Source organism: Aestuariibaculum lutulentum (genome assembly GCF_032926325.1).
In the GTDB taxonomy this organism is placed as follows: domain Bacteria; phylum Bacteroidota; class Bacteroidia; order Flavobacteriales; family Flavobacteriaceae; genus Aestuariibaculum; species Aestuariibaculum lutulentum.
The window spans coordinates 704930-723171 of sequence record NZ_CP136709.1 but is presented as its reverse complement, the minus strand read 5'-3'; the positions used below and the strand labels follow the sequence as shown (position 1 = coordinate 723171).

The window sequence follows — 18242 nt, the reverse complement described above, 5'->3', positions numbered from 1 at the left end:
AAGAAATGTCTATGGTTTGTAGACTTTAAAATCATGGACATTTCTTCTTTTTAATACATTAAAAAAAGATATTAAAATTAACTGATGAAATATTTCGAAACCAAGCACGAAAAAGATTCAGCAAAGTTAACAGTTTTAATTACTGTTATCCTTTTGTTATTGTTGTTTGTTGTAGGAGCTCCTTATATGGATCCGCCTGAGGAATATGGTGTTGCAGTTAATTTTGGAACTACCGATTTCGGTTCAGGCCAGGTTCAACCATTAAAACCTATAAAATCTGAACCAAACGAAATTAATCGTCCAACAGAACCTGAAGTTACTAAAACTGAACCAACAAAAGCCGCTGTGGCAAAAGAAGAAGTTTTAACGGCTGATAATGCTGAAGAAATAGCTATCAAGAAGCAAAAGGAAGCAGAAGCTAAGGCGCAAGCTGAAGCCGATGCCAAGGCAAAAGCAGAAGCAGAGCGTGTTGCAAAGGAAAAGCGTGAGCAGGAAGAAAAGAAAAGAAAGCTCGATGCGTTAATTGGTGGGGTTAGTAAATCTGAAGGAACAGCAACAGGAGGAGAAGGAGACGACAATAAAGCAGGCGATAAAGGTCAGCTTGATGGCGATCCGTATGCTCCAAGTTATTTTGGATCTGGAGGATCAGGAAGTGGTGGTGTAGGCTACGGGTTAAATGGAAGAGGAAAAGCTAGTTTTAAAACCTACACACAAGATTGTAATGAATCTGGCATGGTTATCGTTGAAATTGTTGTTAACCAAAATGGTAATGTTATTGAAGCTAAACCAGGAGCGAGAGGAACGACTAATACCGCAGCTTGTTTACTGGAACCAGCAAGAAAAATTGCCTTATCTCATAAATGGCAAGCAGACTCTAATGCGCCTACAAGGCAAATAGGGTATGTAAAAGTAAACTTCAAATTAGGTCAGTAATATCATGACATATCAAGATACAATCAATTGGATGTTTACCCAACTACCAATGTATCAGCGCCAGGGCCAGTCGGCTTTTAAAAAAGACTTATCGAATACCATTAAACTGGTTGAAAAGTTAAATCATCCGGAACAGAATTTTAAATCTATTCATGTGGCTGGGACCAACGGAAAAGGTTCTACAAGTCATATGCTAGCTTCTATTTTACAGGAAGCAGGCTATAAAGTTGGGTTGTACACATCTCCGCATTTAAAGGACTTTAGAGAGCGTATTAAAATTAATGGTAACGTGGTTGGCGAATCATTTGTTATTGATTTTATTGAAGAAAACAAACCATTTTTAGAAAGCAATCAGTTGTCCTTTTTTGAAATGACTGTTGGTATGGCTTTCGATTATTTTTCGAAGGAGCAGGTAGACATTGCGGTCGTTGAAGTGGGTATGGGCGGACGATTAGATTCTACTAATGTCGTTACTCCGGAAGTTTCGGTGATTACCAATATAGGTTTAGATCATACACAGTTTTTGGGAAACACACTTGATGCCATTGCTTTCGAAAAAGGAGGGATAATAAAGCCGCATGTTCCTGTAGTAATAGGAGAAACGCAAAAGGAGACTACAGCTGTTTTTGCAATGTTAGCTCAGGAAAATCAATCTGAAATTATTTTTGCAGATCAACAACCGTCAAAAACATACGTTTCAGATTTAATTGGAGATTACCAGTCGAAGAACATAGTAACTGTTCAGCAAGCTATAAAACAATTACAGTTAAAAGGTTTTAATATTTCAGAAACACACATTACTGAAGGATTTAAACATGTTGTTGATAATACGGGCCTATTAGGGCGTTGGCAAACCTTGCGAACAGAACCTAAAGTCGTTTGTGATACCGGGCATAATCGAGACGGACTTACTTACGTGATGAAACAACTATCAAAAGAAACTTTTGATGCTTTGCATATTGTTTTTGGAGTGGTAAATGATAAAGATATTAGTTCCATTATCGATTTACTACCTAAAAAAGCTGAGTATTATTTTTGTAAACCAGATATTCCTCGTGGTTTAGATGCCGAAGTTTTAATGAATACTTTCGCTCAGCATAATTTGAAAGGTCAAACATATGGTTCTGTTAATGAAGCGTATAAGTCGGCTTTAAAAAATGCCGGAGAAAACGATTTTGTTTTTATTGGGGGAAGCACTTTTGTTGTTGCCGAAATAATTTAAATTTTTACAAAAAATGTTTTTGTAGAATCAAAAACTAGCTTATATTTGCACACCTAATTGAAGGGCGCGTAGCTCAGTTGGTTCAGAGCACTTGGTTTACACCCAAGGGGTCAGGGGTTCGAATCCCTTCGCGCCCACAAAAGTTCAAAATACCTGATATAAGAATCAGGTTTTTTAATGACATATTGTGAGGCTAATTTCAATTGGAAATTTACTCAAACCCGAAAATATTCGGGCGCGTAGCTCAGTTGGTTCAGAGCACTTGGTTTACACCCAAGGGGTCAGGGGTTCGAATCCCTTCGCGCCCACAAAAGTTTAAAGCTTAAATAATAATTAAGTTTTAATGACATATTGAAAGATTAATTTCACTTAGAAATTATCTAAAAACCCGAAAATATTCGGGCGCGTAGCTCAGTTGGTTCAGAGCACTTGGTTTACACCCAAGGGGTCAGGGGTTCGAATCCCTTCGCGCCCACAGGAAAAATCCTAAAGTATAATATACTTTAGGATTTTTTATTTTATACCATTTTTTATTTGTAGTTCGCTTATATCTTACCATTCAGCATATTTTTAATACATTTAGAACAACACATAAATTGCTATTATGGATTTAAATGAAATTAAAGGGGTTTACAAAGAAGTGTTCCGGTGTTACGAACATCCTTCTTTAGAAGAGCATATTCAAAAAATTATAGAGTTAGATGAGTATCTTCCTTATAGTTCTACATTTTTCTGTATTACCAATACTCGAGATCTTACTTTTGAATATGTTAGTAAAAATATGACTGCTTGTTTAGGATTGGATAAAAATTTATTCGATTCTCAAGGTATGCGGTATTTTTGGGCGAGAATGCATCCTGATGATGTTGAGCAATGGCTTCAGGCGTTAAATGAGTTAATGAAATTTACATTAAGTGAAATAGCTTTGGAAGATAGAAGTAAGATGAGTTATACCTGGAACTATCGTTTAATGAACGGAGATGGCATTTATATGAATATAGTGCAAAATACCACGCCTATTGAGTTTGATCTTGCTAATAAGCCTATAATTGGTTTAGCGCATTATACTGTATTGGCTCCGGAAATTAAAATGAGTATATGTGCTACGGCTAAGAAATTGAATGATAAAAATGAGTATGAAACGGTATACTTTAACAACTTTTCTCAAAAGTTATTAACAGATGCAGTAAGTAATCGAGAACGCGATATTATTAGATTATTGGTACTGAATTATTCCAGTAAAGAAATAGCAGAGAAGCTAAATATAAGTTCCAATACAGTTGATACTCACCGTCGTAATATTTTGAAAAAATTCAATATTTCTTCCACAGGAGAGCTCATCGGAATTATAAAAATGAATAATAATATCATTTAAAAGTTATTTTTAACACTACTTATAGTTGAAAATACTCAAATTGAGTATTGTTCTACAATCGATAAAGTGCAATCTTTGCTAAGCTATTAATTAATTCTTAGGGAGAGTTAAGTAAATACGTGCCTGTTATATTTATATATTTCAGGCACTTTTTATATCTGATTATAATAAGTCCAGTATTCTTTCCATAGCCATACCTCTGGAGCCTTTTATTAAAAGCGTACTGTTGAATAAATCTGAAATGTTCATTTTAGATTTAAAGTCTTCAAAGGATTGGAATTTTAACAGGTTTTCAACAGTGGTTTCAGTGTTAAAGAAATTTTCTCCAATAACAATTACCTTGTCAATGTTAAGAGATGTTGATAACTTAACAATGTTTTGATGTTCTTCTTTAGCTTCCTGGCCAAGTTCAAACATATCTCCAATAATGGCTATTTTATTAGTATCCTTTAGTTTATCAAAATTGGTAAGTGCTGCTAGCATACTTGTTGGATTTGCATTGTATGCATCCAGTATGATTTTACAGGTACCTTTGTTAATAACCTGTGAACGATTATTGGTTGGAGAGTAGTTTTCAATTGCAGATTTTATATCATTATCTTCAACTTCAAAGTAATTTGCAATGGTGATTGCGGCAGCAATATTATTGAAGTTATAAGCACCTATTAGCTGACTTTGAATGGTTAAACTGTTATAATTAAGCTTAACGTTGGGCTGTGCTTCAATAAAATTGATAGTGACATTGAATTCGTTCGTGTCTCCAAAAACGATTCTGTTAGTATTTGCTGTTTTTTCTAGTTGAATAGAGTCATTACCGTTAACAAATATGGTTTTGTTGTTTGAAATGAGATAGTCGAACATTTCACTTTTTCCTTTAATGACACCTTCTACACTGCCAAAACCTTCTAAATGGGCTTTTCCGAAGTTGGTGATATAGCCATAATCGGGTTGGGCAATAGCACAAAGCATTTCAATTTCTTTTAGGTGATTTGCTCCCATTTCAACAATGCCTATTTCGGTTTCGCTGTTCATGGATAAAAGCGTTAATGGCACTCCAATATGATTGTTTAAATTACCAACCGTTGCTGTTGTTTTAAATTTTTTAGACAGCGTTGCGTTAATTAATTCTTTAGTTGTGGTCTTGCCATTGCTACCTGTTAAAGCGATGATAGGAAGTTTTAAATAATTTCTATGATATGTTGCTAAGTTTTGCAGGGTTTCAAGAACATTATCAACAAGAATGGTGTGTGTAGATGTGTTGAATGCTTCTTCATCTATAACACAATATTTAGCTCCATTTTTTAGTGCTTGTTCTGCGTAAGTATTACCATTGAAGTTTTCACCTTTTAAAGCAAAAAACATGTCGTCATGGTCAATTTTGCGGGTGTCGGTACTTACTTTGTGACATTCTAAGAAAAGACTGTGTAATTGTGCGATTTTCAATGGAGAAATTGTTTTTTAAATTGAAAATTAAAAGTATTAAAAAAGTCCTAACTGTGGGTTAGGACTTTTAATATTATTTCAACAAGTTGTTTAACTAGTTTTTGGTTTTGAATTTTTGTTGAGATTTTGAACCTACTCTCGACATAGCACATCTAAACCCGATGTAATCTGTTGCCATATCTTGCGGGTAGTAACGACGTTGAGAAGGGTCTAACCAGTATTCTCTGTCTTTCCAAGAACCTCCTTTGTAAACTCTAACTTCGTCATTAATTAAAGACGTTCTGTTATTAGATTTATCGTATTCTCTAACAATATTACCTAATGAATCTCTTGTTACAACATTTTTAGGAGAGTTGTACATTTTTCTTGTAAGGGCATCTGGATTTTCTTCGCCCTCTTCGTCGTTAAAGCTCTCGAAATAACGAGAAGATCTTCTATCACCGTCTCTGTAGTTTACCTGATTACTCTTGTCGAAATTCGTACGTAAATAGGTCTCATTTTCATCAACAGGAACTTGTAAAATTTCACCCGGAAGGTTTCTTGCAATAATTTTTCCGTTAGAAAGTGTATCGTAAACAATATCTTCAGGAGTAACTACTTTTACAGTACCATCATCGTTTAATGCGTTTTTAGTATATACGTTACCGCGGTAGTAGTTGAAATCGTTGAATTCATCATCAACAATTGGACGGTAAACATCGGCAACCCATTCTGCTACGTTACCAGCCATATCATATAAACCGTAATCGTTAGGCTCGTAAGATTTTACAGCGTTAGTGATATCTGCTCGGTCATCAGACCATCCTGCGATTCCACCGTAATCACCTTTTCCTTGTTTAAAGTTAGCTAACTGATCACCACGGTATTTACGTTTTCCGTTACGAGTGTATTGTCCGTCCCATGGATATTTTTTACGTCCACGGTATAAGTTATAACTTCTAATTTCACTTAAACCTAAAGCAGCATATTCCCACTCTGTTTCAGTAGGGAGTCTGTACTTCGGTGTAATAAGTCCGGTTTCTCTTGTTGCATAGATGTTAGTTTCATTGCCTTCAGCATCCGTTCTGGCGTATCTATTTCTTCCTTGATTAGGGTTGATTACTTCTTCATTACCACCATACGTTAAAGTAGGAGAATTGATGTAAGTATCTGTATTAAACGTGGCATCAGCACCAACATCGGTAATTTTAGCATCACGTTTTAAGTAACCAGCTTGTTCTAAGTTGTATTCGTTAACACGATCTGTACGCCAGTTAGCGAACTCAACAGCTTGAATCCAGCTAACACCAACTACAGGATACTCACCATAAGCCGGGTGACGCAAGTAGTTGTCTGTCATAACTTCGTTATACCCTAAACGATTTCTCCAAACTAAGGTGTCTGGTAAAGCTCCGTGATAAATGGCTCTGAAGTTTTCATCTGAAGGTGGATAAACGCGTTTAATCCAATCTAAATACTCCATATACATGGCATTAGTAACCTCAGTTTCATCCATATAGAACGATTGAACGTGTTGCTGGTTTGGCGTATTGTTCCAATCGTGCATTACGTCGTCCTGTACTCGTCCTTTGGTAAAGGTACCTCCTTCAATAAAAACTAAACCAGGAGAAGTTTCCTGTTCTTTAAAGTCTGTATTGTATTGAAAACCTCCTTCACGTGAGTTGATTTGCCATCCCGTAGCTCTAGAAGTGTTCTTCGAGCTCGATGATTTTTTACAACTAGTTATGGTCGCGGTTAGGGCTAAAACTAGTAAAACCTTGAATGCTACTACTTTTTTCATATTCATACGTTTAAGTAAGCTAATAATATTTTTGGTGATGCAATATAAGAATTAAACCTAACAATGCAAGCTCTTTTTTACATTTTACCCAAAAAAATGTGCATTTCAACCTATTTTTTGGTTCTTACATCGATGTTTTTGAGGTTTTTCGATCTTATTTTGTGTTTTATTAACGTGTGTATTGCTAAATTATTATTGTATTTTTGAATCAGTTTTTAAAATTGTAGGCTATAGTCATACTATATAAGGGTTATTCACGTTATTTTTAGCAATGAAAGAGAAAATTTTACTCGTCTTATTATTTATATGTGTTTTTGCTTTTGGGCAACAAAAACAGTTTACCATTACATGGGAATCTTCTAAAAAGATTTCCAGTGATACCTATTCTATAGAACTTCCTGGTTTTAACGATGAAAATTTTAGTTATGATTTTTCAGAAGGGTTACAGTTTGTTTCGCAGTGGGTTACTTCTGGAGTAGTTAATGAATCTTCTGTTGCTGTTAGTAATGTGGTATATGCCTCGATTTCAAAACAGGAATTCAAAGATTTAGATGAGTCAACTATTCCATCAAAATTAAAATTTAGTTTAAAAAATGCAATAGCTCGAGATAAACGTTTTGTGCTTTTTCAAATATCACCTATAATAAAGGATACGAACGGAACCTATAAAAAGGTTATGTCTTTTCAAATTAATTATACACTTGGAGTCAGTACTTCGAGAACTAATGTATCTAGTAAGACTTATGCAACTAAAGCCAGAACTAATTCGGTGCTTAGTAGTGGAGAATGGTATAAGTTTTATGTTGATACAACAGGGGTGTTTAAACTGTCGAAAAGTTTTTTGCAACGCTTGGGGGTAAATGTTAATAGTGTCGATCCAAGAACAATAAAGTTATATGGTAACGGAGGACGAATGATTCCGTATTCTAATGCAGAACCTTATCCTTTCGATGTTCAGGAGAATGCCATAAAGTTTGTAGGGGAAGAAGATGGCGTGTTTGATAGTAACGATCATATCTTGTTTTATGCCCAAGGACCTCGTATGTATAATTCTGAAAGTAATACCAATATTAATTGTTATACCGATAAGACTTATTATTATATAAATGTAAGTTCTGGCTCAGGAAAACGCATTCAGCCTTTTACCCAACCAACAGGAACCGTCGATATGGTTATTAATACCTATCAGGATTATAAATTCTATGAAAAGGACGAACATAATATTGCATTTTTAGGGCGTCGTTGGTTTGGTGATCGTTTTGATGTGGATAATAGTAAAACGTATTCGTTTGAATTTCCTGATTTAGTAACGACCGAGCCGGTTACTTTAAAAGTTTATGTTGCGGCAACATCAGGTTCTATGAGTTCTATGGCACTTACAGTGAATGGATCTCTTATCACTACTATGAATTTAAGTGGAGCAAGTTCGCCGACTTTAGCAAGTGGTGCATCATATTTTAATGATATTACGGTGAATTCTTCTACCTTAAATGTGGGTCTTAATTATAATAATCAAGGCAACCCGAGTGCTGTTGGGTATTTAGATTATATTTCTGTTGAAGCGACTCGAGCACTTAAATTCTATAATAAACAGTTTCAATTTAAAAACGATGTGGTAGCATCAGCTTCGGGAATTGGAGAATATCAAATTAGTGATGCTTCCGGGATTTCAGAAATTTGGGATGTGACCGATATATTTAATGTGTTAAACTATGAGCATGCTGAACAAGCATCTACGTTAAGCTTTACTACAACATTAGGTGAATTAAGAAACTATGTAGCTGTAACAGCAAGTAATTTTTATGAGCCTAAATATGACACAAATACAACAGTAAGTAACCAGAATATTAAAGGAACTGTTTTTCGAAATAGTTTTGGGGAGGAGCAGGATGTAGATTATATTATTGTTTCACCAAATAATATGTTAAGTCAGGCTAATCGCCTAGCACAGATAAATGCAAATCAATATGGTTTGAATGTTAAGGTGTTTGGTTTAGATGAAATATATAATGAATTCAGTACAGGGAATCCGGATATAGGTGCCATAAGAAATCTGGTGAAGTATGTTTACGATAACCCTGTTAATCCTGGAGGTGAAATAAAATACCTGTGTTTATTTGGAGATGGCTCTTTCGATTATAAAGATAGAATTCCTAATAATACGAATATTGTACCATCATGGCATTCCTATAATAGTTTCAACTTGACTAATTCGTATATCTCAGATGATTTTTATGGGATGATGAATGAAAATGAAGGAACGATGTTAACAAGTGATAAACTTGATATTGCAGTTGGAAGGATTATTGCCGATAACCCTCAACAAGCAAAAGAACTTGTAGATAAAATAGAATCGTACTATTCGAAAGAAGCTTACGGAAGCTGGCGAAATAACTTTGTAGTTGTTTCAGATGATGTCGACCAAGATTGGGAAGGCATTTTGCAGTCTACTACCGACAATCTTGGTAATATGGTAACCGAAGCCAAGCCTTTTATGAATATAGTGAAAATTCATAGCGACGCGTTTAAGCAGGAGACTTCGGCAGGAGGTGAGCGTTATCCTCAAGCTAATACAGAGTTTTTAAATGCTATTGATAATGGGGCTTTAGTAATTAATTATTTTGGACATGGTGGTGAAGATGGTTTAGCGCAGGAACGTATTTTAACCAAACCGAATATTGAATCTTTCAGAAATTATAATAAACTCAATTGTTTTGTAACGGTAACTTGTGAGTTTACAAAGTTCGATAATCCATACAGGCAAACAGCAGGCGAATTTACCTATTGGAATAAAGAAGCAGGAGCTATTGGTTTAATCACGACAACCCGACAAATATTTGTGAGTTTTGCTATCGCTTTTAATAATGTTTTGGGGCAATATCTTTTCTCTTTTAGCGATAATGATACTTATGGTGATTTTGAATATCCGTCTATGGCAGAAGCCTTGAGACTGACAAAAAATGACCCGACGTTGTCAGGGCAAAGTCAGCGTCGTTTAATATTTTTCATTGGAGATCCGGCTATGAAATTAGCTTTCGCTAAACCAAATATTAGTTTAACTAAAATTAATGATGTGCCGATTACTCAGGCGACAGATACTTTAAAAGCCTTGAGTTATGTTAAATTGGCCGGAGAAGTAACCGATTTGTCAGGAAACATACTTTCTAATTATAACGGTGTGCTGTCTACGACTATTTATGATAAGGACATTGATAGACAAACTTTAGCTAATGATGGAACCACATTGAACGGACAATTAGTCAAGTTAAATTTTAAAACCTTAGGTGAAGTTATTTTTAGAGGTCAGGCATCTGTGACTAACGGTCAATTCGAATTCGATTTTATTGTACCAAAGGATATTGGTATTCCTGTTGGTTCAGGTAAGGTGAGTTTTTATTCAGAAAATGGCGCGCTGTTAGAAGATCAGACAGGTGCGAGTGTTGATATTGTTAAAATTGGTGGTTTAAATGAAGATGCTGAGGAAGATAATATTGGGCCGGTTATAACGCTTTATATGAATGATGAAACCTTTGTTTCAGGAGGAATTACAAACGAATCGCCAACTTTACTGGCTAAATTAGAAGATGCCAACGGTATTAATACGGCGAGTGGCATTGGTCATGATATTGTGGCTATTATTGATGGTGACGAAACGAATCCTTATATATTGAATGATTATTATCAAACCGAGTTGGATGTATATACCAATGGAATAGTGAGTTTTCCGTTCCGTGATTTAGAACCCGGATTACATACCCTGACACTTAAAGCCTGGGATGTGTATAATAATTCTTCAATAGCCGAAATTCAGTTTGTGGTTTACGATCAGGATCAGGAACTGGTAATAGATAATGTCTTAAATTACCCAAATCCATTTGTAAATTACACCGAATTTTGGTTTAATCACAATAGTTCGGCACCTTTAAACGTTTCTATACAGATATTCACGGTTTCAGGAAAATTGGTGAGAACCTTAAATGGTCAAACATCAGGGGGAGGAATTATAAATAGCACGCTTTCAAGAGATATTGTATGGGATGGTCGTGATGACTTTGGAGATAGAATCGGAAAAGGCGTGTACATTTATAAATTAACAGTCCAGTCTGAGCTGTTAAATAAAAAGGTTGAGAAAATAGAGAAACTTGTAATACTCTAATAAAAATATATATTTGTCGAATTAAAATTAACCAATGAAAAACCAATTATTACTTCTTTTAGCGCTAATGTGTGTCTTAAGTGTTAGTGCACAAACAACTATAAGGCCTAATCCAAATGATTCCAGAGTTATAACAACTGGTATGCCATTCACCTTAATTGCTCCAGATGCACGTGCTGCAGGTATGGGTGATATGGGGGTTGCAACTTCAGTAGATGCATTTTCTCAACAATGGAATTCATCTAAGTATGTGTTTTCAGAAACTAAATCTGGAATCTCATTAAGTTATACGCCATATCTTAAGAAATTAGTAAACGATATGGGAATCGCCTATTTGTCGTATTTTAATCGTCTAGATGAACGTAGTGCTTTTGCAGCCAGTTTTAAATACTTCGGACTTGGGGAGATTGAATTTGTGAACAATGAATTTGATCAGCCTGTAATTCAAAAACCAAATGAATTAGCATTCGACGTATCTTATGCTTTAAGATTAAGTGATCAATATGCCATGTCGGTAGCTATGCGTTATTTATTATCAGATTTAAGACTGAATTATGATAATAGTGATGCCAGTGCAGCGAGTTCTTTTGGTGTTGATATTTCTGGATACTATCAAAGTGAAGAAGAGGTTTATTCAGATTTTAACGGACGATGGAGAGCTGGTTGGGCAATACAGAATATCGGACCAAAATTTAAATATGATGATGGTGGAGCAGATAATTTTCAACCAACAAACTTACGTTTAGGAGGTGGTTTCGATTTCATTTTCGATCAGTATAATAAATTAGGGGTTACTCTGGAGGTGGCTAAACTTTTAGTGCCAACGCCCCCTATTATGGGAACTGAATATAATTTTACGGATAATAATAGTAATGGGGTATATGATGAAGGCGTTGATGAGTTAGGAGATCCTGTGTCGTCAGAAAGAAACAATATTATTTACGACGGAAAATCTCAAGATGTAAATTTCTTGTCAGGTATATTCCAGTCATTTGGTGATGCCCCAGGAGGATTTAGTGAAGAGATTAAGGAGTTCACTTGGGCATTAGGAGCTGAATATATGTATCAGGATTCATTTGCATTAAGAGCTGGTTATTTTAATGAGAGTGAAGAAAAAGGTGCTAGAAAATTTATGGCACTTGGGGCTGGATTTAAAGCGAATGTGGTAAACATCGATTTATCATACCTGTTCTCAACAGCAAAAGTTCAGAGTCCTTTAGAAGGAACATTACGTTTTTCGCTGACACTTAATATTGGCTCAGGAACGTATATGGAATATTAAAATATTTTTAAAATTCAGAATAACAAAAAAACTATTGCCAGCAGCAATAGTTTTTTTGCTTGTAATAGTTTCTTAACTTTATTGAAGCGGGGCTGTACTTCGCTGAAGTTGACATAAAGCTTATGAAGGAAATAAAAATAGAAACTGTATTGCAGGTTTACGATACAATAAATGAGTTGCCAAAGGATATTATAAATTTAATGGAAAGGGCGGTTGAAGCAAGGAATAAGGCTTATGCGCCGTATTCTAAGTTTAATGTAGGAGCTGCATTGTTATTAAATAACGGCGAGATAGTCTCGGGTAATAATCAGGAGAATGCGTCTTATCCTTCAGGGCTTTGTGCCGAACGAACCGCCATTTATTATGCGGGAGCCAATTATCCTGAGGCAGCCGTACTAAAAATGGCTATATCGGCCACTTCAATAAATAAACCAACTTTGGAGCCTATTCCGCCCTGTGGCGCTTGCAGGCAGGCAATCGCAGAATATGAGATTAAGCAAAATCAGCCCATTGAAATCTATTTTATGGGTGAAACCGGTAAAGTGGCTATGTCTAAATCTCTCGAGAATTTACTCCCTTTCGTTTTTGATAAATCAGCACTTTAATTTTCTAAAAAGTGCAAATAATAGGCTTGGTTAAACGTTTGAAATTTTAAAAAGTATAACGTTTTTTACGAAATGTTGAAAAAATGACAAAGTTGAGGATCAAGCGTTTTTTTTTTGACATTTTTTTTTACTTTAAGTAGTTTCTGTTTTTGCAATAGCTGTCAATGTATTACTTTTGTATCTCGCTTAAGTAAAACCTAGAAATTAGTCGATGCAAAAAATCACAAAAGAGGTTTACCTCAAATGGTATGAAGACATGTTGTTCTGGAGAAAGTTTGAAGATAAACTAGCTGCAGTTTACATACAACAAAAAGTAAGAGGATTTCTTCACTTATACAATGGTCAAGAAGCAGTGTTAGCAGGAGCTTTACACGCTATGGATTTGACAAAAGATAAAATGATTACTGCTTATAGAAATCACGTTCAACCAATAGGTATGGGAGTAGATCCTAAACGTGTTATGGCAGAGTTATATGGTAAAGGAACCGGAACATCTCAAGGTTTAGGAGGTTCTATGCACATATTTTCTAAAGAACACCGTTTTTATGGTGGTCACGGTATCGTAGGAGGACAAATTCCATTAGGAGCAGGTATTGCTTTTGGAGATAAATATCACGGAAGTGATGCTGTAACACTTTGTTGTTTTGGTGATGGTGCTGCTCGTCAGGGATCACTTCACGAAACATTCAACTTAGCGATGCTTTGGAATTTACCAGTGGTATTCGTTTGTGAAAACAACGGATATGCTATGGGTACTTCAGTAGAGCGTACAGCAAACCATACCGATGTTTGGAAATTAGGTTTAGGTTATGACATGCCTAGTGCTCCGGTTGATGGAATGAATCCTATCAAGGTAGCTGAAGCATTCGATGAGGCAATTCAACGTGCTCGTAAAGGTGGAGGGCCGACGTTCTTAGAGCTTAAAACATACCGTTATAGAGGTCACTCTATGAGTGATGCTCAGCACTACAGAACTAAAGATGAAGTAGAAGAGTACAAAAAAATAGATCCTATTACTCAGGTATTAGATGTTATCCTTGCTGAAGGATATGCTACCGAAGAGGAAATTAAGGTTATCGATAAGCGTGTTAAAGATCGTGTTTCTGAATGTGAGAAATTCGCAGAAGAGTCTCCATGGCCAGAAAAGAGCGTGATGTACGATGTAGTTTACGAACAAGAAGATTATCCATTTATTCAACATAAATTATAAGATATGGCTATAGTAGTAAATATGCCGCGTTTAAGCGATACAATGGAAGAAGGAACTGTTGCAGCTTGGTTAAAAAAAGTTGGTGACAAGGTTGCAGAGGGTGATATTTTAGCTGAAATTGAAACAGATAAAGCCACTATGGAATTTGAATCTTTTAATGAAGGGACATTACTTCATATTGGGGTTCAGGAAGGTGAAACTACTAAGGTAGATGAACTTTTAGCAATTATAGGAGAAGAAGGTGAAGATATTTCTGCACTTTTAAGCGGAGGTTCAGCGCCAGCTGCTCCGGCAAAAGAAGAAGCTCCTGCTATTGCTGAGACTGCTCCTGCAGAAGTTAAAGAAGAAGCTCCTGCTGTTGCTTTACCAGAAGGTGTTATCGTGGTAACGATGCCACGTTTAAGTGATACTATGGAAGAAGGAACCGTTGCTACTTGGTTAAAGAAAGTAGGTGATCAGGTTTCTGAAGGTGATATTTTAGCAGAAATTGAAACAGATAAGGCGACTATGGAGTTCGAATCGTTTCAATCAGGTACTTTATTACACATAGGTTTACAGGAAGGTGAATCTGCAAAAGTAGATTCATTATTAGCTATTATTGGCCCTGCAGGAACTGATGTTTCTGGTGTTGCTGCTAACTTTACTGTTGCTGCTCCTGCTGCAAAAGCAGAAGAAGCTCCTAAAGCTGAAGTTAAAGCAGAAGCCCCTAAAGCTGCTCCTGTGTCAGCTCCGGTAGCTGAGAAACCAGCGAAAAGAGCTGCTACACCTGTTACTGAAAACGGACGTGTATTTGTGTCGCCATTAGCTAAGAAAATTGCTGAAGAAAAAGGTATCAACTTAACTAAAATACAAGGTACTGGTGAAAACGGACGTATTGTGAAATACGATGTTGAGAACTACGAGCCAGCTCAAGGAGCTGCAGCTGTTGGTAAATTTGTACCAGCAGGACAAGAAGATTTTGAAGATGTACCAAACTCGCAAATGCGTAAAGCAATTGCTAAGGCATTAACAAATTCTAAATTCTCTGCACCTCATTATTACCTAAGTGTAGAATTCGATATGGAAAATGCTATGGCATTCCGTGCACAATTCAACACAATTCCAGATACTAAAATATCATTCAACGATATGGTCGTTAAAGCTTGTGCTTTAGCATTAAAACAACATCCGCAAGTAAACTCTCAGTGGTTTGCAGATAAGATGCGTTTAAATAACCATGTTCATATTGGTGTTGCTGTAGCTGTGCCAGACGGATTAGTTGTGCCTGTTGTGAAATTTGCTAACGAGCAAACTTTACCGCAAATTGGTGCTGCTGTTAAAGAATTAGCTGGTAAAGCAAGAAATAAGAAATTAACACCTGCTGAAATGGAAGGTAGTACATTTACTGTTTCTAACTTAGGTATGTTTGGTATCGATACATTTACATCAATTATCAATCAACCAAATTCAGCAATCTTATCTGTTGGTAATATTGTAGAAAAACCTGTGGTTAAAAATGGTCAGATAGTTGTTGGTCACACAATGAAATTATCATTAGCTTGCGATCACAGAACTATTGATGGTGCTACAGGAGCTCAATTCCTTCAAACTTTAAAAGGATATATTGAGAACCCTGTTACAATGTTAGTGTAATCCTTATTCTGAATAATTTAATTCGGAATTTAGTTATATAATATTTAAAAAGCCTGATTCAATTTTGAATCAGGCTTTTTAATTTTTCATTGAAAAGTTATATGTTTTAAACTATTCAGAAGTCACGGGATCTATAATAGTAGAAACCGTACTTATCATATTTGCTGGAAATCCACCCTGTTTTGCATGTTCTTCTACGAGTTCTTTATTTGGAGCTATGTACACACAATAAATTTTATTTTCGGTAACATAACTGTGTACCCAGTTAATTTCAGGACCCAGATTTTGAAGGACCTTGCACGAGGTTTTCGAAATCGATTTTAAGTCTTCAGCAGAAAGTTTACCAGCTCCTGGTATTTCTCTTTCTATAACGTATTTTGGCATAATTTAAAAGGTTTAAAAAGGTTGTTATTTAGCGATAATCATTCCTTTTAAAGACCATAAAACAGCGAGAACATCTTTTTTTGTGTCGTCGTCAATTTTATGTTCGTCTAAGGCAATAAAAATATCATCAATGGCACACATGTACTCCTTAGGGCTTATGTTCATCCCACGGTGAGCTGTTTCCATGTCCCTGCCTTCATATACGGCAGGACCACCACTTCCTGAATTGAAAAAATTGATGCTGTGTTGCACAACCGTTTCAAAGTATTCAGGTCGTTCTTTGTAGGGTAAAAAGCGTGCATTAATATCAGGATTTTCCATATGAATACTAATGGCTCGTCTAACTATGGCTGAAATACCGTCATTTCCGCCTAATCTTTCGTAAAGTGATTTTGACATAATTTTATGGTTTTATGTAGCAAAAGCATCACTAGTAGAATAGAGACAATGAAATGAAAATTAGCTCATTATTTAGGACAATAACATAAGATTTTAAATTTCTAGTAAGTTTCGCCTGAAGTGGAAGGATCGATTACGGTTGAAACTTTTGCAACATAATTTACAGGAAATCCTCCTTTTTCGGCATGCTCTTTTACCAGATCTTTACTTTCTGCAAGATAAACGCAATACATTTTATCTCCAGTAACATAGCTATGAAGCCAAGTAATTTTTGGTCCCATTTTTTTTAGAACTCCACAAGAGGTTTGTGAAGCTGCTTTAAGGTCTTCGGCAGACCATGACTCTAAGTTAGGAATTTCTCGCTCAATAACGTACATACTTTGACTTTTTAATGTCGTATTTTCTCGTAAAGCATCCGGAATTGACTTTTCCTGAGCGAATAATTGAAATGAAGTAAGTGCTAGGGCTAAGAGTAAAACAAATTTAAAAGTTTTCATAATTATTGGTTTTAGGGTTAAATAATTTGGTTACATCTCAAAATTATACCCTTGATATGAAAATTATTTCTACAAATAATTCAAAAATTATAAATTTTAAGTCATTGGTAATTAGCGGTTTGTTTATTATTGAGCGTGTTTTGAAGGGAGAATACCGTATTTGTTTTTGAAACATTTTGAGAAATAAGCTAAGCTGTTAAAACCTGTTTCAAAAGCTATTTCTGAAATGTTGCCTTGTTGGTCATTTATTAATTTTAAGGCTTGATTCAAGCGGTAATCTCTAATAAAAGAGTTAGGAGATTTTCCTGTTAGATTGGTTAGCTTTCTGTAGAGTTGACTTTTACTATAACCTAGATTTTCACTGAAACGATCAATATTAAATTCCGGATTTTGCCAGGAGGTTTCAATTTCATCCGTTAATTGATTCAGAAATTTTTCTTCAGAAGGGGTTAAAACCCGGATTTGTGAACTTTTAGAAATGGAATGTATTTGTACACTTTCGTAAAGGCTTTTCACCTCGTAAGAAACGCTAATGTTTGCATTTACAAAGCTGCACATTCTATTGGTTAACGTAATGGTTTCCTGGAATATTTCAGGTTTGTTGGTTACAGGTTCTCCTGATGCAATACCTATTTTTAAATTCCCCGATGATGTTAAATGATTAGGAATTATATCTGATTCGATTTGAAGTGCACTGTTAATAGCATTAATTACAGATTTAAATGAAACTAAATAAGTAGTGTTATCTTTCTTTACAATATTACCATGACTATTTTCCAATAGTTTCTTTATTTTCCTATTTAAATTTTTAGAAATAGCCTTTAATTCATTGGTTTTATTTAATTGGGTATTAATGTGAATAACCATTAAAATTCGATATGCAGAATCGTTAATTAAATTTAGTTCGGTATTTTTGGTTTTTTCCGGATCTGAAATTCTGCCAAGAAAAGATTCTACAATTGTAGGTTCAACTTCTATGATGGTATTAGGGACATCTCCATGAGCATGTTTGTGCATGCGTGTAATAGCCTCTTTGTTTGGTGCTTCAATAAGGCAAAACACATTTTTACGTTTCTGGTCAAACCAATAGGTAAAACCACGGCAACCATATTCGTGTTCTATTTTTAAGTCTTCCAGATGTATCTCTGCCAACACTTCAGCCGAAACGCTTTCCGAGACATCGTGACGATCCATAAATATAGGCATGATTCAAAATTTTCATACAAATTAATGATTTGCAGTTAGTTATGCAATTCTATTCGATGTAATACAACAATAATAAATACTAAGGTTTAAATTTTAGTGGCATATTGAACTTTTTTAT

14 protein-coding genes and 3 tRNA genes are annotated in these 18242 nt (G+C 35.4%); 11 read left to right on the top strand and 6 right to left on the bottom strand.

Annotated elements, in window-relative coordinates:
- Positions 1 to 84: 84 nt before the first annotated feature.
- The 6 genes from R1X58_RS03245 (at position 85) to R1X58_RS03220 (ending at position 3530) form a co-directional block, all read left to right on the top strand.
- A complete protein-coding gene (locus R1X58_RS03245) occupies positions 85 to 933 on the top strand; it encodes an energy transducer TonB (RefSeq protein ID WP_240571918.1) in 849 nt (282 codons plus the stop codon).
- A 4-nt stretch (positions 934 to 937) separates the two neighbouring features.
- The gene (locus R1X58_RS03240) at positions 938 to 2155 is read left to right on the top strand and encodes a bifunctional folylpolyglutamate synthase/dihydrofolate synthase (protein ID WP_240571917.1); all 1218 of its coding nucleotides are present in this window, start codon (positions 938 to 940) and stop codon (positions 2153 to 2155) included.
- Positions 2156 to 2217: 62 nt separating this feature from the next.
- A tRNA-Val gene (locus R1X58_RS03235) sits at positions 2218 to 2292 on the top strand.
- A 96-nt stretch (positions 2293 to 2388) separates the two neighbouring features.
- Positions 2389 to 2463, top strand: a tRNA-Val gene (locus R1X58_RS03230).
- Between the two features lie 92 nt (positions 2464 to 2555).
- Positions 2556 to 2630, top strand: a tRNA-Val gene (locus R1X58_RS03225).
- Positions 2631 to 2795: 165 nt separating this feature from the next.
- On the top strand, positions 2796 to 3530 hold the full coding sequence (locus tag R1X58_RS03220) for a LuxR C-terminal-related transcriptional regulator (protein ID WP_240571916.1): 735 nt from the start codon (positions 2796 to 2798) through the stop codon (positions 3528 to 3530).
- A 162-nt stretch (positions 3531 to 3692) separates the two neighbouring features.
- Here the strand turns inward: R1X58_RS03220 and R1X58_RS03215 are convergent, their stop codons facing one another.
- Together R1X58_RS03215 and gldJ are read right to left on the bottom strand one after the other, a co-directional pair.
- A complete protein-coding gene (locus R1X58_RS03215; protein WP_240571915.1) occupies positions 3693 to 4973 on the bottom strand; it encodes a UDP-N-acetylmuramoyl-tripeptide--D-alanyl-D-alanine ligase in 1281 nt (426 codons plus the stop codon).
- 94 nt (positions 4974 to 5067) lie between these two features.
- Positions 5068 to 6759, bottom strand: a complete 1692-nt coding sequence (gene gldJ / locus R1X58_RS03210; RefSeq protein ID WP_240571914.1) for a gliding motility lipoprotein GldJ — start codon at positions 6757 to 6759, stop codon at positions 5068 to 5070.
- Positions 6760 to 7024: 265 nt separating this feature from the next.
- Here gldJ and porU point away from each other — a divergent pair, with 265 nt between their 5' ends.
- From porU to R1X58_RS03185, 5 genes are all read left to right on the top strand, one after another.
- Positions 7025 to 10909 (top strand): type IX secretion system sortase PorU, encoded by a 3885-nt coding sequence (porU, locus tag R1X58_RS03205; RefSeq protein WP_240571913.1) that lies wholly within the window; start codon positions 7025 to 7027, stop codon positions 10907 to 10909.
- 34 nt (positions 10910 to 10943) lie between these two features.
- Positions 10944 to 12191: a type IX secretion system outer membrane channel protein PorV gene (porV, locus tag R1X58_RS03200; protein WP_240571912.1), complete on the top strand. Its 1248-nt coding sequence runs from the start codon at positions 10944 to 10946 to the stop codon at positions 12189 to 12191.
- Between the two features lie 122 nt (positions 12192 to 12313).
- Positions 12314 to 12796 carry a cytidine deaminase gene (gene cdd / locus R1X58_RS03195; protein ID WP_240571911.1) on the top strand — a complete coding sequence of 161 codons (483 nt, stop codon included), beginning with the start codon at positions 12314 to 12316 and terminating at the stop codon, positions 12794 to 12796.
- Positions 12797 to 13007: 211 nt separating this feature from the next.
- Entirely contained in the window at positions 13008 to 14006 is a 999-nt protein-coding gene (gene pdhA / locus R1X58_RS03190; protein WP_240571910.1) for a pyruvate dehydrogenase (acetyl-transferring) E1 component subunit alpha, read from the top strand.
- A 3-nt stretch (positions 14007 to 14009) separates the two neighbouring features.
- Positions 14010 to 15638, top strand: a complete 1629-nt coding sequence (locus R1X58_RS03185) for a pyruvate dehydrogenase complex dihydrolipoamide acetyltransferase (protein WP_240571909.1) — start codon at positions 14010 to 14012, stop codon at positions 15636 to 15638.
- Positions 15639 to 15749: 111 nt separating this feature from the next.
- Here R1X58_RS03185 and R1X58_RS03180 read toward each other — a convergent pair whose 3' ends face one another.
- The 4 genes from R1X58_RS03180 to R1X58_RS03165 all read right to left on the bottom strand — a co-directional run bounded on the left by R1X58_RS03180 (position 15750) and on the right by R1X58_RS03165 (position 18124).
- Positions 15750 to 16022 (bottom strand): DUF4242 domain-containing protein, encoded by a 273-nt coding sequence (locus R1X58_RS03180; protein WP_240571908.1) that lies wholly within the window; start codon positions 16020 to 16022, stop codon positions 15750 to 15752.
- A 24-nt stretch (positions 16023 to 16046) separates the two neighbouring features.
- Positions 16047 to 16421, bottom strand: a complete 375-nt coding sequence (locus R1X58_RS03175) for a group I truncated hemoglobin (protein WP_240571907.1) — start codon at positions 16419 to 16421, stop codon at positions 16047 to 16049.
- 101 nt (positions 16422 to 16522) lie between these two features.
- Positions 16523 to 16918: a DUF4242 domain-containing protein gene (locus R1X58_RS03170; RefSeq protein WP_240571906.1), complete on the bottom strand. Its 396-nt coding sequence runs from the start codon at positions 16916 to 16918 to the stop codon at positions 16523 to 16525.
- A gap of 126 nt (positions 16919 to 17044) precedes the next feature.
- Complete coding sequence (locus tag R1X58_RS03165) at positions 17045 to 18124, bottom strand: nickel-binding protein (RefSeq protein WP_240571905.1); 1080 nt, start codon at positions 18122 to 18124, stop codon at positions 17045 to 17047.
- Positions 18125 to 18242 lie beyond the last annotated feature (118 nt).

Bases quoted from the DNA above. Each gene is read 5' to 3' on its own strand.
- R1X58_RS03245 (WP_240571918.1), top strand. From the start codon at position 85: ATGAAATATTTCGAAACCAAGCACGAAAAAGATTCAGCAAAGTTAACA.
- R1X58_RS03240 (WP_240571917.1), top strand. From the start codon at position 938: ATGACATATCAAGATACAATCAATTGGATGTTTACCCAACTACCAATG.
- gldJ (WP_240571914.1), bottom strand. From the start codon at position 6,759: ATGAATATGAAAAAAGTAGTAGCATTCAAGGTTTTACTAGTTTTAGCC.
- porU (WP_240571913.1), top strand. From the start codon at position 7,025: ATGAAAGAGAAAATTTTACTCGTCTTATTATTTATATGTGTTTTTGCT.
- porV (WP_240571912.1), top strand. From the start codon at position 10,944: ATGAAAAACCAATTATTACTTCTTTTAGCGCTAATGTGTGTCTTAAGT.
- cdd (WP_240571911.1), top strand. From the start codon at position 12,314: ATGAAGGAAATAAAAATAGAAACTGTATTGCAGGTTTACGATACAATA.
- pdhA (WP_240571910.1), top strand. From the start codon at position 13,008: ATGCAAAAAATCACAAAAGAGGTTTACCTCAAATGGTATGAAGACATG.
- R1X58_RS03185 (WP_240571909.1), top strand. From the start codon at position 14,010: ATGGCTATAGTAGTAAATATGCCGCGTTTAAGCGATACAATGGAAGAA.
- R1X58_RS03180 (WP_240571908.1), bottom strand. From the start codon at position 16,022: ATGCCAAAATACGTTATAGAAAGAGAAATACCAGGAGCTGGTAAACTT.
- R1X58_RS03175 (WP_240571907.1), bottom strand. From the start codon at position 16,421: ATGTCAAAATCACTTTACGAAAGATTAGGCGGAAATGACGGTATTTCA.
- R1X58_RS03170 (WP_240571906.1), bottom strand. From the start codon at position 16,918: ATGAAAACTTTTAAATTTGTTTTACTCTTAGCCCTAGCACTTACTTCA.
- R1X58_RS03165 (WP_240571905.1), bottom strand. From the start codon at position 18,124: ATGCCTATATTTATGGATCGTCACGATGTCTCGGAAAGCGTTTCGGCT.